The sequence below is a fragment of the Streptomyces sp. H39-S7 genome (assembly GCF_027158205.1).
Classification (GTDB): Bacteria; Actinomycetota; Actinomycetes; order Streptomycetales; family Streptomycetaceae; genus Actinacidiphila.
On the sequence record NZ_JAPVLU010000016.1, the window covers coordinates 130,964 to 146,118 of the forward strand.

General features: G+C 72.6%; 10 protein-coding genes. 4 read left to right on the top strand and 6 right to left on the bottom strand.

The features are described 5' to 3' along the window. Positions 1-53: 53 nt before the first annotated feature. Together O3X23_RS17715 and rpsA are read right to left on the bottom strand one after the other, a co-directional pair. Entirely contained in the window at positions 54-989 is a 936-nt protein-coding gene (locus O3X23_RS17715; protein WP_269272369.1) for a PAC2 family protein, read from the bottom strand. Positions 990-1,147: 158 nt separating this feature from the next. Beyond that, on the bottom strand, positions 1,148-2,656 hold the full coding sequence (gene rpsA / locus O3X23_RS17720; RefSeq protein WP_269272370.1) for a 30S ribosomal protein S1: 1,509 nt from the start codon (positions 2,654-2,656) through the stop codon (positions 1,148-1,150). Between the two features lie 319 nt (positions 2,657-2,975). On the opposite strand from rpsA, the gene O3X23_RS17725 reads away from it, so the two are divergent. Then, positions 2,976-3,794 (top strand): class I SAM-dependent methyltransferase, encoded by an 819-nt coding sequence (locus tag O3X23_RS17725; RefSeq protein ID WP_269272371.1) that lies wholly within the window; start codon positions 2,976-2,978, stop codon positions 3,792-3,794. 61 nt (positions 3,795-3,855) lie between these two features. Further along, on the top strand, positions 3,856-6,420 hold the full coding sequence (hrpB, locus tag O3X23_RS17730; RefSeq protein ID WP_269272372.1) for an ATP-dependent helicase HrpB: 2,565 nt from the start codon (positions 3,856-3,858) through the stop codon (positions 6,418-6,420). Here hrpB and O3X23_RS17735 read toward each other — a convergent pair. The 3 genes from O3X23_RS17735 to O3X23_RS17745 form a co-directional block, all read right to left on the bottom strand. Then, positions 6,410-7,411, bottom strand: a complete 1,002-nt coding sequence (locus O3X23_RS17735) for a DUF3068 domain-containing protein (protein ID WP_269272373.1) — start codon at positions 7,409-7,411, stop codon at positions 6,410-6,412. The genes hrpB and O3X23_RS17735 overlap by 11 nt on opposite strands. Before the next feature lie 49 nt (positions 7,412-7,460). Then, positions 7,461-7,595: an SPW_0924 family protein gene (locus O3X23_RS17740; RefSeq protein ID WP_269272374.1), complete on the bottom strand. Its 135-nt coding sequence runs from the start codon at positions 7,593-7,595 to the stop codon at positions 7,461-7,463. 193 nt (positions 7,596-7,788) lie between these two features. After that, positions 7,789-9,042: a lytic transglycosylase domain-containing protein gene (locus O3X23_RS17745; protein WP_269272375.1), complete on the bottom strand. Its 1,254-nt coding sequence runs from the start codon at positions 9,040-9,042 to the stop codon at positions 7,789-7,791. 138 nt (positions 9,043-9,180) lie between these two features. Here O3X23_RS17745 and O3X23_RS17750 point away from each other — a divergent pair, with 138 nt between their 5' ends. Beyond that, positions 9,181-10,044 (top strand): DUF4184 family protein, encoded by an 864-nt coding sequence (locus tag O3X23_RS17750; protein WP_269272376.1) that lies wholly within the window; start codon positions 9,181-9,183, stop codon positions 10,042-10,044. On the opposite strand, the gene polA is transcribed toward O3X23_RS17750, so the two are convergent. Next, entirely contained in the window at positions 9,975-12,713 is a 2,739-nt protein-coding gene (polA, locus tag O3X23_RS17755) for a DNA polymerase I (protein ID WP_269272377.1), read from the bottom strand. The two genes, O3X23_RS17750 and polA, sit on opposite strands and share 70 nt — an antisense overlap. 104 nt (positions 12,714-12,817) lie before the next feature. Here polA and O3X23_RS17760 point away from each other — a divergent pair, with 104 nt between their 5' ends. Beyond that, the gene (locus tag O3X23_RS17760) at positions 12,818-15,106 is read left to right on the top strand and encodes an FdhF/YdeP family oxidoreductase (RefSeq protein ID WP_269272378.1); all 2,289 of its coding nucleotides are present in this window, start codon (positions 12,818-12,820) and stop codon (positions 15,104-15,106) included. Positions 15,107-15,155 lie beyond the last annotated feature (49 nt).

Below are 15,155 nucleotides of genomic sequence, written 5' to 3' on the forward strand. Positions count from 1 at the left end.
AGGAGCGGCCGGTCAGCACCTGACCGGCCGCTCCTGCGCGTCTTCCACCGCCGTCAGCTTCCGTCGTCCTCCCGGTCCGCGAGGAAGCGTTCGAACTCGGCCCCGAGGTCGTCGGCCGACGGCAGGTCGACCGGCTCGGCAATGAGGCTCTCCCGCGTCATCGAACCGGCCACCGCGTCGTACTGGCTCTCCAGCCCGCGGACGACCGAGACCAGCTCGCCGTCGCCCTCGGCGACCTGGCGGTCGATCTCGCCGCGCACGGTGTGCGCCTCGGCGCGCAGCGCGTGCGCCACCTCGGGCAGGACCAGGCCGGTGGCAGCGGTGATCGCCTCGAGCACCGCGAGCGCCGCGTCCGGGTACGGGGAACGCGACAGGTAGTGCGGCACGTGCGCGGCGACACCCAGGACGTCGCGGCCCGCCTCGGCGAGCCGCAGCTCGATGAGGGATTCGGCGCTGCCGGGCACCGTCGCCTCGTCGAACCAGCTGCGGTGGCCGGGCATCAGGTCCACCCGGTTGCCGTGCGGGGTCAGACCGACCGGGCGGGTGTGCGGGACGCCCATCGGGATGCCGTGGAAGTTGATGGCCAGCCGCACCCCGAGCCGCTCGACGATCTGCAGCACGGCCGCGGCGAAGCGCTCCCACTCGACGTCCGGCTCGGAGCCGGTCAGCAGCAGGAAGGGCGTTTCCGTGGTGTCACGGACCAGGTAGAGGGCGATCTCCGGTGCCTCGTACCCCGACCAGTGGTCGCGTTCGAAGAGCATCAGGGGCCGGCGCGCGCGGTAGTCGACCAGCCGGTCGGCGTCGAACCTGGCCACCAGCTGGTTGTCGAGCCGGTCCAGCAGCTGCTCCGCGATCTGCTCGCCGGTGTCCCCCGCGTCGATGTACCCCTCCAGGTGGTACAGCAGCACGGGGCCGGTCTCCCCGACCGCCTCGTCCACGGCCTCGGCGCCGCCCGGCACGAATTCGTACAGCCCCTGCGGATCCAGCACTGTGATCGTTCCTCCTCGTTCTTCCTCCTCGGAAACGTGCGAGGAGCTGGGAGCATTCCCGCATCCGGGCCCGCTTCACCCCCTGACAACGCGGAAGGCCCGCCCCCCTCGCGGGGGAACGGGCCTTCCGTCCGTACGGCTACCTGCGGGTCAGAGCGTCAGCTCTGGCCGCCGGCCAGCTTCTCGCGGAGCGCGGCCAGTGCCTCGTCCGACGCCAGGGCGCCGGAGTTGTCGTCCGACTCCGAGGAGTAGGAACCGCCGCCACCGAGACCGGCGGAGCTGACGGCGCCGGCGGGAGCCGCAGCACCCTCGGCCTCCGCCTTCTCGTCGGCCTCGCGGGACTTGATGACCTGGGCCTGGTGCTGCTCGAAGCGGGTCTGGGCCGTGGCGTACTGGCCTTCCCACGCCTCGCGCTGGGTCTCGAAGCCCTCGAGCCAGTCGTTGGTCTCGGGGTCGAAGCCCTCGGGGTAGATGTAGTTCCCCTGGTCGTCGTACGACGCGGCCATGCCGTACAGGGTCGGGTCGAACTCGACCGTGGCCGGGTCGGCACCGAAGGCCTCGTTGGCCTGCTTCAGCGAGAGGCTGATGCGGCGGCGCTCGAGGTCGATGTCGATGACCTTGACGAAGATCTCGTCGTTGACCTGGACGACCTGCTCCGGGATCTCCACGTGGCGCTCGGCCAGCTCGGAGATGTGGACCAGGCCCTCGATGCCCTCGTCGACGCGCACGAACGCACCGAACGGGACGAGCTTGGTGACCTTACCGGGAACGACCTGGCCGATCTGGTGCGTCCGGGCGAACTGCTGCCACGGGTCTTCCTGCGTCGCCTTCAGCGACAGGGAGACACGCTCGCGGTCCATGTCCACGTCGAGAACCTCGACGGTGACTTCCTGGCCGACCTCGACAACCTCGGAGGGGTGGTCGATGTGCTTCCAGGACAGCTCGGAGACGTGCACGAGACCGTCAACGCCGCCGAGGTCCACGAACGCACCGAAGTTGACGATCGAGGAGACGACGCCGGAGCGGACCTGGCCCTTCTGCAGGGTCGTGAGGAAGGTCTGACGGACCTCGCTCTGGGTCTGCTCGAGCCAGGCACGGCGGGACAGGACCACGTTGTTGCGGTTCTTGTCCAGCTCGATGATCTTGGCCTCGAGCTCCTTGCCCACGTACGGCTGGAGGTCGCGGACACGACGCATCTCGACGAGCGAGGCCGGCAGGAAGCCGCGGAGGCCGATGTCCAGGATGAGACCACCCTTGACGACCTCGATGACGGTACCGGTGACGATCCCGTCTTCTTCCTTGATCTTCTCGATGGTGCCCCAGGCACGCTCGTACTGAGCGCGCTTCTTCGAGAGGATCAGGCGGCCTTCCTTGTCCTCCTTCTGGAGAACAAGGGCTTCGATCTCGTCGCCGACCTTGACGACCTCATTGGGGTCGACGTCGTGCTTGATCGAAAGCTCGCGGGACGGGATGACGCCCTCGGTCTTGTAACCGATGTCGAGCAGGACCTCGTCCCGGTCGACCTTTACGATCACGCCTTCGACGATGTCGCCGTCGTTGAAGTACTTGATCGTCGCATCGATCGCTGCGAGGAAGTCTTCCTCGGAACCGATGTCGTTGACCGCCACCTGCGGGGTGGTGCGCGTTGCCTCGGTGCTGCTCGTCATATGGGGAAGGGCTCCGGTACGGACAGAAGTTGTAGGTACTGCTACGCCAGGACCCGTGATCGCACTGCCGAAGCCGGACAGCCGCAAAGCAGACCTTCCAAAAATACGATTCGGAGAGTCGCCTCGAGGACCGAGGGGAACAACCAGTGCGAGCGCAACCTGCTACGTCTGAGGTGCGCAGGCCCGCAGCGCAACTTGTAGCATACGGGGGCAGCCGGACAGGGTCAATGCGCGAAGGCCCCACGTAGGGCAGAACAGCCCATACCCGGCCGAAGTCTCCCCGTCACAGGTCCAACCAGAGAGTACGACGACAACCGCGATGAGCCAAGGACCCGAACCAGAAGCCACCCGGCGTACCGCCGGCGTCACGGAAAGCAGCCGGGCCAACCGCGGCTGGTGGGACCGGAACGCCGACGAGTACCAGGTCGAGCACGGAGCGTTCCTCGGCGACGGGAACTTCGTCTGGGGACCGGAAGGTCTCGACGAGGCGGACGCGGGGCTGCTCGGCCCCGCCGCGGAACTCGCGGGCCGGGCGGTACTGGAGATCGGCGCGGGCGCGGCGCAGTGCTCGCGCTGGCTGGCGTCGCGCGGCGCGCGCCCGGTCGCCCTCGACCTCTCCCACCGGCAACTGCAGCACGCGCGCCGGATCGACGAGGAGTCGGCGGACGGCGGTTTCCCGCTCGTGCAGGCCGACGCCGGGACGCTGCCCTTCGCCGACGGCTCGTTCGACCTGGCGTGCTCGGCGTACGGCGCGCTCCCCTTCGTCGCCGACCCCGAACGCGTGCAGCGCGAGGTGCACCGCGTGCTGCGGCCCGGCGGGCGCTGGGTCTTCTCCGTCACCCACCCCATCCGCTGGGCCTTCCCCGACGAGCCCGGCCGCGAGGGGCTGACCGCGGTCTCCTCCTACTTCGACCGCACCCCCTACGTCGAGCAGGACGAGCGCGGGCTCGCCGAGTACGTCGAGCACCACCGCACCCTCGGCGACCGGGTGCGGGAGATCGCCGCGGCCGGCTTCCGGCTGGTTGACCTCGTCGAGCCGCAGTGGCCGGAGTGGAACACCCAGGAGTGGGGCGGCTGGTCGCCGCTGCGCGGGACCGTCCTGCCGGGCACCGCGATCTTCGTCTGCGTACGGGGCTGACCGCGGCGTACGGGACCGACCGCGGCGTCCGCGGCCTGACCGACGAGGGCACACTGGGCGGGTGATCCGCACCGGCTCCCTCGACCTGCCCGTCCAGACCGTCGTGCCCGCACTGCTGCGGGCGCTCGACGAGCGGGGGTGCGCCGTGCTCGCCGCCCCACCCGGCACGGGGAAGACCACCCTCGTCCCGCTCGCGCTGGCCGGACTGCTCCCCCAGTACGGACAGGCCCCGCACCGGGTGCTGGTGGCCGAGCCGCGCCGGATGGCGGCGCGGGCCGCCGCCCGGCGGATGGCGTGGCTGCTCGGGGAGAGCGTCGGCGCGCGGATCGGCTTCACCGTGCGCGGCGAGCGGAAGGTCTCGGCGGAGACGGTCGTCGAAGTGGTGACGACCGGGGTGCTGCTGCAGCGGCTGCAGCGCGACCCGGAACTGGCCGGGGTCACCACCGTCGTGCTGGACGAATGCCACGAGCGGCATCTGGACGCCGATACTTCGATGGCGTTCCTGCTGGACGTACGCGCGGCACTGCGCCCGGAACTGCGGGTCGTCGCGGCCTCCGCCACCTCGGACACCGCGGCCTGGGCCGCGCTGGTCGGGGGCGCGGACGGCGCCGCCCCGGTGGTCGAGGCCGAGGGGATCCTGCACCCGGTCGCGGTGGAGTGGGCGCCGCCCGCCCGCCCGTTGCGGCCCCCGCACGGGATGCGGGTCGATCCGGCGCTGCTGGAGCATGTGGCGGCGGTGGTACGGCGGGCCCTGCGGGAGAAGGAAGGGGACGTGCTGTGCTTCCTGCCGGGCGTCGGGGAGATCGCGCGGGTCGCCGGAATGCTGAACGGGGCGGGCGACGGGTCCGATGTCGAGGTGCTGCAACTGCACGGGCGGGCGCCGGCCGCCGTGCAGGACGCGGCGCTCGCGCCGGGCACCCGCCGCCGGGTGCTGCTGGCCACGTCGGTGGCCGAGTCGAGCCTGACCGTCCCCGGGGTGCGGATCGTGGTGGACGGCGGGCTGGCGCGCGAGCCGCGGGTGGACCACGCGCGCGGCCTCGACGCGCTGACGACGGTGCGGGTCTCGCACGCGTCGGCCCGTCAGCGGGCCGGGCGCGCCGGGCGCGAGGGGCCGGGAACGGTCTACCGCTGCTGGTCGGAGGCGGACGACGCCGGGCATCCGCGCCGGTCCGCACCGGAGATCTCCGTCGCCGACCTCGCCGCCTTCGCGCTCCAGGCGGCCTGCTGGGGCGACCCGGACGCCACCGGCCTCGCGCTGCTCGACGCCCCTCCGGCGGGCGCGATGGGCGCGGCCCGCGAGGTGCTCCTCGCGGTCGGCGCGGTCTCCGCCGACGGCCGGGCCACCGACCGCGGCAAGCGGCTCAGCCGGCTGGGCGTGCACCCACGGCTGGCCCGCGCGCTGCTCGACGGGGCCCGCGCGGTCGGTGCGCGCCGCGCCGCCGAGGTCGTGGCGCTGCTCAGCGAGGAGCCGCCGCGCGACTACGGCGACGACCTGGCCGCCGCCTGGCGGCAGGCCCGGCGCGGCGGTGACGGCTACGCGGCGCGCTGGCGCGCGGAGGCGGGGCGGCTGGAGTCGTCGCTGCGCCAGGCCGGGGCGGCCGGCGGCTCCGCCGGGGCGGCCGGCCCCGGGGGCGACGACGCGGCCGCCGGGCTGGTGGCCGCGCTCGCCTTCCCCGAGCGGGTGGCCCGGGCGCGCGGCGCCGGCACGTATCTGATGGCGTCGGGAACGGCGGCGGAGCTGGGGGCCGGCTCCCGGCTCGGGACGCCCGGCTGGCTGGCCGTCGCGGTCGCCGACCGGCCGGTGGCAGCGGTGTCGGCGCGGGTCCGGCTGGCCGCGGTGATCGACGAGGCGACCGCCCGCACCGCGGCGGCTCCGCTGCTGGCGGCGGGCGAGGAGGTGCGCTGGTCGGACGGCGACGTGGTGGCCCGCTCGGTGGAGCGGCTGGGCGCCGTGGAGCTCACGGCGCGTCCGCTGCGCTCGCCGGACCGGGCGCTGCTGCGCGCCGCCGTCGCCGAAGGGCTGCGGCGGGAGGGCACCGGGCTGCTGCGCTGGTCGCGTGACGCGCAGGACACCCGCCGCCGGCTGGCGTTCCTGCACCGGGAGCTGGGCGCGCCGTGGCCGGACGTCTCGGAGCAGGCGCTGCTGGAGGGGATGGACGACTGGCTGGGGCCCGAGCTGTCCGCGGCCCGGCGTCGCGCGGATCTGGAGCGTATCGACGCGGGCGGCCCGCTCAACCGGCTGCTGCCGTGGGCGGGCGGCGCCGCCGCCCGGTTCGGCGAACTCGCCCCGGAGCGGGTCGAGGTGCCCAGCGGTTCACGGATCCGGGTGGACTACGAGGGCGACCAGCCGGTGCTGGCCGTCAAGCTCCAGGAGCTGTTCGGCTGGCAGGAGACACCGCGGATCGCGGGCGGGCGCGTACCGCTCCTCGTCCATCTGCTCTCCCCCGCGGGCCGGCCCGCCGCCGTCACCGCCGACCTCGCCTCGTTCTGGCAGGGCGGCTACCGCTCGGTCCGCGCCGAGCTGCGCGGCCGCTACCCCAAGCACCCGTGGCCCGAGGACCCGTCGACCGCCGCACCCACCCGCCGGGTCAGCCGGCGCCCTCCCGCGGACGGTCTCAAGCGATGACCGGCTGCGGGTCGGGGTCGGGTTCGCGCAGCGGGTCGAGCGGGGCCGGGTCGGCCGGGCGGCGGCCGCGCGCCTCCAGGAACAGGCTCAGCGCGAGCAGGGCGACGCCCAGGATCAGGAAGCCCCAGGGGAGGTAGCTGGTCAGCAGCAGGATGAGTTGGCGCTGCGACTTCACCAGGTCGACGGTGGAGTCGATGTAGTCCTCGCGCATCTTGACCTCACCGGCGAAGACGGTCACCGGCTTGGTGTCGGGCGCCTGCGGGAAGCGCAGCTCCTCGCGGTGGACCTCCTCGCCGTTGACCGGGGCGCCGGTGGTCGGGTCGACCCAGAACTTGCGCACGGTGGTGTACCAGCGCTCCACCGACCCGCCGAGCGACTCCTCGGTGACGCCGCCGGGCATCTTCTTCGGCAGCGGGACCTTCACCCAGGGGACCGTCTGCTCGAAGTAGTAGACGGACAGGCCGCGGAAGTTCTGCGTCGCCTTGTAGTGGATGGGCGCGGACGTCCGGGACTGCGCGTCGAAGTAGAAGTAGTCGCGCTGCTCGGTGAGGAAGGGGAACTTGAACTCCACGCCCTCCCGGTGCACCGGGTCGCCGTCGACGCTCTCGCTCGCGGTGTGGACCGGGTCCTGGGTGTGGGCGTCGAAGACGTAGCGCTCCGGGATCTCCGAGACCATCTTGCCGTCCGGGCCGGCCACGAAGGACAGCGCGTCCCAGACCACGACGTCGCGGCCGGTGTCCGCCTTGACCTTCCTGGCCTCCGCGACGTTGCCCTTGAGCGTCTGGACGATGCTGAGTTTGGGGACGATCTGCGGCTTGAGCGAGAGGTAGTCGACGAGGAGGGTGGCGTTCTTCGCCTCCAGGACCACCGCCTGGTACTCGTTGGCCGGCACCTTGGCCAGTCGCGGGAAGGCGTACCAGCGCATCAGGGGCGACAGGGTCGCGAAGAAGACGGCGAAGGCGAGCAGCACCAGGCTGGACTTGCGGCGCATCGGGACGCTTCCCCCTCCTATGTGGTGACGGCCTGCGGTCGCGGCCGGTCTACGGGTGGCTGGGAATCGTGGTGAGCAGCGGCTTCGGCGAGGTCTTGCCGGCGGGAGATCCGACGAGGGTCATTCCGAACACGCACACGAGAGCAACGGCGAGTCCGATGGCTGCGGCGATCAGAGCGCGCACGGCGGACCTCCCTGGTGGACGACGGCGTCGGCTGGGCCGGGGCACCGTAGCAATCGGGGGATCAGATGAGAACAGGTTCTACCGATCGAATGCGGCCGCCCCTCGAACGAACCCGGCCGGGACGTGAACGAGCCCGGCCCCGCCGTGAAGGCGGGGCCGGGCTCGGGGTGTTCGGTGGCGGACGGGCGCCGGGTCAGCCGGCCGCGGGCGCCGGGCTCGTCGACGGTGCCGCGCTCGGACTCGCGGCCGCCGTCGTGGGAGTCGGCGTCGGGGACGTGCTGGGCGTGGGGGTGGGGCAGGAGCCGTCGGTCGGGGTGGGCGTCGGCGTCGGGGTGCCGGTCGGCGTGGGCGACGGCGAGGCGGACCCGCTCGGGGTGGGCGTCGGCGTCGGGCAGCCCGGGGTGGGGGTTCCGGTCGGCGTGGGCGTCGGCGTCGGCTTGGGCGACGGCGAGGAGGTGGCGCTCGGCGTGGTGGTGGGCGTGCCGGGGCGGGTGGTCGGCGGGGCCGACGGGACCGTCGCGGACGGCGACGGCGAGGGGGAGCCGGTGACCGTGGGGGACGGGCCGGTGCCCGGCTTCGCCCCGGGGGTGGCCGGCGGCCGGGACCTGGGGCCGGTGACCGGTGCGCGGCCGCTGTCCGGGACCGCGACGGCCCCCTGCTCCTTGAAGTGCTGGAACCAGGCCCTGACGGTGTGCAGGTAGTCCTGGGAGTGGTTGTAGCCGAGGATCGCCCGGTCGATGTCCGCGGAGACCGACAGGTCGCGGTTGTCGGCGCACAGGTAGTGGCCCGCGGCGAGGGCGGCGTCGTAGATGTTGTTCGGGTTCTTCACACCGTCGGCGTTGCCGTCGGCTCCCCAGCTGGCCCAGGTGGAGGGGATGAACTGCATCGGCCCGACCGCGCGGTCGTGAACGGTGTCCCCGTCGTAGGCGCCGCCGTCGCTGTCCGAGATGTTCGCGAACCCGACACCGTCCAGGACCGGGCCCAGGATCGGCTTGTACGTGGTGCCCTGCGCGTCGACGGCTCCGCCGCCGGCCTGACCGGATTCGACCTGCCCGATCGCGGCCAGCAGTTCCCAGGGCAGCCTGCACCCGGCGTCGGAGGTCGCGATGGCCAACTGCGCCCTGCGGTAGGCGTCCAGCACCGTGCCGGGCAGGCCCGTGCCGCCGGTGTCGACGCCGGCGCCGGTGCCGCCGGTGGGCGTGGGGGCCGAAGTGCCGCCCACGGCCAGGCCGCTGGGGTCCTCGGGCGGCAGGGCGCTGTAGAACGGCGACCCGCCGTCGATCTGCGGGCCCGGGGGCGGCTTGGGGACCGCGTTGCGCGCGCGTTCCGCCTGGGCGAAGCCGGGTGCCTGCGAGGCGCTGAGCGCCGCGACCGCCAGTGCGGCGACCGCCGTGCCTGCCGCGCCGCGGCGGATCGCGCGTATCCGCCGTATGTATCGCGCTGCCATGTCTGCGGTCCCTCCCACATGCGTGATGAGCGCGTTACCGCGCCGCAACCCCACGGACCCTACGGGAACTCTTGGCGCGCATCCACCGTGCGTCCCTCCGCATACTGGACGGCAGAGATCACTTCACGAGGGGGATTGATGCCGTTCACCTTGAGCCACGCGGCAGCGGTACTGCCGGTGCTGCGCCGGAACGGAACCGCTCGCGGGCCGCTGATCACGGCGGCGCTCGTCGCGGGTTCCTTCTCCCCCGACATGCCGTACTTCGCCGCGTCGGTGGTGTCCGGGGTCTTCCCGTTCGGCCGGGTGACGCACTCGCCGGCCGCGGTCCCGACCCTCGATCCGCTGATCGCCGCAGGGTTGGTGGGCGGCTGGCTGTTCCTGCGCGATCCGCTGCTGGCCCTGCTGCCCGAGCGGTGGCAGGGGCGGGCCGGGACGCTGTTCGGCGGGGACCGGAGGCCGTGGTCGGCGCGGGCGGCGGGCTGGTTCTGGCTCTCCGCGACGATCGGTGCGGCCACCCACGTCGGCTGGGACGCCTTCACCCACCACGGCCGGTGGGGGGTGCGGATGCTGCCGGTGCTGGACACCGTGGTGCACGAGGAGCCGCTGTACCAGTGGCTGCAGTACGGCAGTTCGGCGGCGGCGCTGCTGGTGCTGGCCGCGTTCACCGTCCGGGCGCTGCGCGCCGCCCCGCAGGGGCCGCCGCCCGCGCGGCTGCCGCGGCTGACGGCCCGCGGGCGCGGCGGCGCCGTCGCACTGCTGGCCGGCTGCGCGGTGGCCGGCTCGACCGTGCGCCTTCTGCGGGAGTACGCCGTCAGGCCACCGGAGTCCCTGCCGGAGATGATCCCCACGGCGGCCTTCGGCGCGGGGGCGGGGCTGGCGGGCGGCGCGCTGCTGTACGCGGCCGCCGCCCGCCTGCGCCGCAGGCGGCGCCGTCAGTGGGCCGCGGACTCCCAGTCCCTGCCGACACCCACCGAGACGTCGAGCGGGGCGCGCAGCGGGTAGGCGCCGGCCATCTCGCGGCGCACCACCTCCTCCACGCGCTCGCGCTCGCCCGGCGCGATCTCCACCACGATTTCGTCGTGCACCTGCAGGAGCATCCGCGAGGTCAGCTTCTCCTCGGTGAGCGCCTCGCCGACCCGGAGCATCGCGAGCTTGACGATATCGGCGGCCGAGCCCTGGATCGGCGCGTTCAGCGCCATCCGCTCGGCCATCTCGCGGCGCTGCCGGTTGTCGCTGTTGAGGTCGGGCAGGTAGCGGCGGCGGCCCAGCAGCGTCTCGGTGTAGCCGGTGCCGCGGGCCTCCTCCACGACGCGCTGCAGATAGTCCCGCACGCCGCCGAACCGCTCGAAGTACGTCTCCATCAGCGCGCTCGCCTCACCCGGGCTGATGCTCAGCTGCTGCGACAGGCCGAACGCGGACAGCCCGTAGGCCAGCCCGTACGACATGGCCTTGATCTTGCGCCGCATCTCGGCGTCCACCGCGTCCTTGGGAACGCTGAAGACGTGCGAGCCGACGGTGGTGTGCAGGTCCTCGCCGGTGTTGAACGCGTCGATCAGGCCCGCGTCCTCCGACAGGTGGGCCATCACCCGCAGTTCGATCTGGCTGTAGTCCGCCGTCAGCAGCGACTCGAAGCCCTCGCCGACGACGAAGCCCCGCCGGATCTCGCGCCCCTCGTCGGTACGGACCGGCACGTTCTGCAGGTTGGGGTCGGTGGACGACAGCCGGCCGGTGGCGGCCACGGTCTGGCTGAACGAGGTGTGGATCCGTCCGTCCGGCGAGATCGTCTTGATCAGGCCCTCGACCGTCACCCGCAGCTTGGCCTGCTCCCGGTGGCGCAGCATGATCACCGGCAGCTCGTGGTCGGTCTGCGCGGCCAGCCACGCCAGCGCGTCGGCGTCCGTGGTGAACCCGGTCTTGGTCTTCTTCGTCTTCGGCAGGCCCAGCTCCCCGAACAGCACCTCCTGGAGCTGCTTGGGCGAACCGAGGTTGAACTCGTGCCCCACCGCGGTGTGCGCCTCGGCCACCGCCTGCTGCACGGCGTCGGCGAAGCGCTGCTCCAGCCGCTCCAGGTGGGCGCGGTCGGCCGCGATCCCGGACCGCTCCATCCGGGCGAGCAGCGCCGACGTCGGCAGCTCCACGTCCCGCAGCAGTCCCGTCGCGCCGTCCTGCTCCAGCCGGCCGATGAACGCGGCACCGAGGTCCAGGACCGTGCGCGCCTGCACCATCAGCGCGTCGAGCGCGGCGGAGTCCTCTTCCTCCTCGCCGAACGCCAGCTGCCCGCTCACGGCGCCGGGCGGTGCCAGCTCACGGCCCAGGTACTCCACCGACAGCACGTCCAGGGCGAAGGAGCGGCGGCCGGGCCTGATCAGGTAGGCGGCGAGCGCGGTGTCCATGCTGACGCCGGCCACCGTCCAGCCGTGCTCGGCGAAGACCCGCATCACGTTCTTCGCGTTGTGCAGCACCTTGGGGCGGGCGGGGTCCGCGATCCACGCCGCGAACACCTTCTCGTCCGCCTCGTCCAGCCGCACCGGGTCGAACCACAGCGCCGGCCCCTCGGCCCCGGCCAGCGCGACCTGGGTGACGGTGCCGCTGCCCAGCGACCACGTGTCGACGGTGGCCATGCCGAGCGGTTCGGCGGCGTGCCCCTCCAGCCACTCGCGCAGACCGCCGTCGACGAGCTGCGCACCCTCCACGGCGACGCCCTCGGCGACCTGGGCCTCTTCCTCCTTGGCACCCGGATCCGCCGCGAACAGCCGGTCGCGGAAGTTCTGGTTACGGAACTCCAGGGTCTCCAGCACGATGTTCAGCGCGTCACGGTCGTACGCCGCGCGCTCCAGCTCCACCGGGCCGCACGGCAGCTCGACGTCGCGCACCATCTCCGTCAGCTTGCGGTTGAGCTTGACCGCGTCCAGGTGCGCGCGCAGGTTCTCCCCCGCCTTGCCCTTGACCTCGTCCGCCCGCTCCATCAGCGCCGCGAACGACCCGAACTGGGTGATCCACTTGGTGGCGGTCTTCTCCCCCACGCCGGGAATGCCGGGCAGGTTGTCCGACGGGTCGCCGCGCAGCGCCGCGAAGTCCGGGTACTGCGACGGCGACAGGCCGTACTTCTCCTCGACCTTCGCCGGCGTGAACCGGGTCAGCTCCGAGACGCCCTTCGTCGGGTACAGCACCGTCGTGTGCTCGCTGACGAGCTGGAACGCGTCCCGGTCACCGGTCACGATGAGGACGTCGAACCCCGCGGCCTCCGCCTGCGTGGCCAGCGTGGCGATGATGTCGTCCGCCTCGTACCGCTCCACCGCGAACCGCTTGACGCCCATCGCGTCCAGCAGCTCGCCGATCAGCTCCACCTGGCTGCGGAACTCGTCGGGAGTCTTGGAACGGGTCGCCTTGTACTCCGGGAACTCGTCGAACCGCCACGTCTTGCGCGAGACGTCGAAGGCGACGGCCAGATGCGTCGGCTTCTCGTCACGCAGCGTGTTCGCCAGCATAGACGTGAAGCCGTACACGGCGTTCGTCGGCTGGCCGGTGGCGGTGTTGAAGTTCTCCACCGGCAGGGCGTAGAACGCCCGGTACGCCAGGGAGTGCCCGTCGAGCAGGAGCAGCCGGGGCCGTCCCCCCGCCGCGGGTGCCGTGCCGGTCGCTTCGCTCGTCTTCGATGCCTTTGCTGCCACGTCCTCGATACTCCCACGCCCCACTGACAAGCCCCGCCAACGCCCGGCACCGGACCCGCGACGCGCCTGAGCGGGTGACCGTGCGGCGTGGCAGGATCGGACACATGGCAGCGAAACCCCCCGCGGGCGACCCCGTACAGGACGCACCCGACGTCACAGCGCCGCAGCACTCCGCCGCGGGCCTGCCCGCGGTCGCGCACACCCTGAAGATGGCCCAGCAGCAGATGGGGGTGCGCCGCACCGCGCTCACCCTGCTCAAGGTCAACCAGAAGGACGGCTTCGACTGCCCCGGCTGCGCCTGGCCCGAGCCCGAGCACCGCCACAAGGCCGAGTTCTGCGAGAACGGCGCCAAGGCCGTCGCCGAGGAGGCGACGCTGCGCCGGGTCACGCCCGACTTCTTCGCCGGGCACCCGGTCTCCGACCTGGCACGGCGGAGCGGCTACTGGCTGGGCCAGCAGGGCCGCCTCACCCAGCCCATGTACCTGGCCGAGGGCGCCGACCACTACGTGCCGGTGCCCTGGGAGCGGGCCTTCGACATCGTCGCCGAGGAGCTGCGCGCGCTCACGTCGCCCGACCAGGCGGTGTTCTACACCTCGGGTCGCACCAGCAACGAGGCCGCCTTCCTCTACCAGCTCTTCGCCCGCCGGCTGGGCACCAACAACCTGCCGGACTGCTCGAACATGTGCCACGAATCCTCGGGCTCCGCGCTCACCGAGACCATCGGCGTCGGCAAGGGCAGCGTGCTCCTGGAGGACCTGTACCGCGCCGACCTGATCATCGTCGCCGGGCAGAACCCGGGCACCAACCACCCCCGGATGCTCTCCGCCCTGGAGAAGGCCAAGCAGCGGGGCGCGAAGATCGTCACCGTCAACCCGCTGCCCGAAGCGGGCCTGGAGCGCTTCAAGAACCCGCAGAACGCCCGCGGCCTCGCCGGCCCCGGCACCGCGCTGACCGACCTGTTCCTGCAGATCCGGCTCGGCGGGGACCAGGCACTCTTCCGTGCCCTGAACCGGCTGATCGTCGAAGCCGGCGCCGTCGACCGCCCCTTCATCGACGAGCACACGCACGGCTACGAGGACTTCGCGGCCGCCGCGCGCACCACCGACTGGGACGAGGTGCTGCGCGCCACCGGCCTGGAGCGCGCCGAGATCGACCGGCTGCTCGCGATGGTCCTGGACGCGAAGAGCGTCGTCGTGTGCTGGGCGATGGGCCTGACCCAGCACAAGCACGCCGTCCCCACCATCAAGGAAGTCGTCAACTTCCTGCTGCTGCGCGGCAACATCGGCCGCCCCGGCGCCGGCGTGTGCCCGGTGCGCGGCCACAGCAACGTGCAGGGCGACCGCACCATGGGCATCTTCGAACGCCCCGCCCCCGCCTTTCTCGACGCGCTGGAGAAGGAGTTCGGCTTCGCGCCGCCGCGCGAGCACGGCCTCGACGTCGTCCGTGCCATCCGCGCGCTGCGCGACGGCACGGCGAAGGTCTTCTTCGCCATGGGCGGCAACTTCGTGGCCGCCTCCCCCGACACCCTCGTCACCGAATCCGCCATGCGCAACGCGGCCCTGACCGTGCACGTGTCCACGAAGCTCAACCGCTCGCACGTCATCACCGGATCGCGCGCCCTGATCCTGCCCACCCTGGGCCGCACCGAGAAGGACATCCAGGCGGGCGGCGAGCAGTTCGTCACCGTCGAGGACTCCATGGGCATGGTGCACGCCTCGCACGGCTCCCTGCGGCCCGCCTCCCCGCACCTGCTGTCGGAGACCGCGATCGTCTGCCGGCTCGCCCGCGCCACCTTCGGCCACGACACCGCCGTCCCGTGGGCCGCCCTCGAAGCCGACTACGACCTGGTGCGCGACCGGATCTCCCGCGTCGTGCCCGGCTTCGACGGCTTCAACACCAAGGTCCGCCACCCCGGCGGTTTCACCCTGCCGCACGCCCCGCGCGACACCCGCACCTTCCCCACCGCCAACGGCAAGGCCAACTTCACCACCTCACCGGTCGAGTACCCGGCCCTGCCCGAAGGCCGGCTGCTGCTGCAGACGCTGCGCTCGCACGACCAGTACAACACCACGATCTACGGGCTCGACGACCGCTACCGGGGCATCAAGGGCGGCCGCCGCGTCGTCATGGTCAACCCCGCCGACGCGGACGCCCTCGGGCTTCCCGACGGCTCCTACGCCGACCTCGTCGGCGAGTGGACCGACGGCACGGAACGCCGCGCCGACGGCTTCCGCGTCGTGCACTACCCCACCCCGCGCGGCTGCGCCGCCGCCTACTACCCCGAGACGAACGTCCTGGTTCCGCTCGACCACACCGCGGACACCAGCAACACCCCGGCGTCGAAGTCGGTGGTCGTACGCCTGGAGCGGACGGCCCCGGTGCACGGATCGTGACTACCGTCAGGTAGAAAGCTGACCAGTACACCGATTACCGACCCCCACC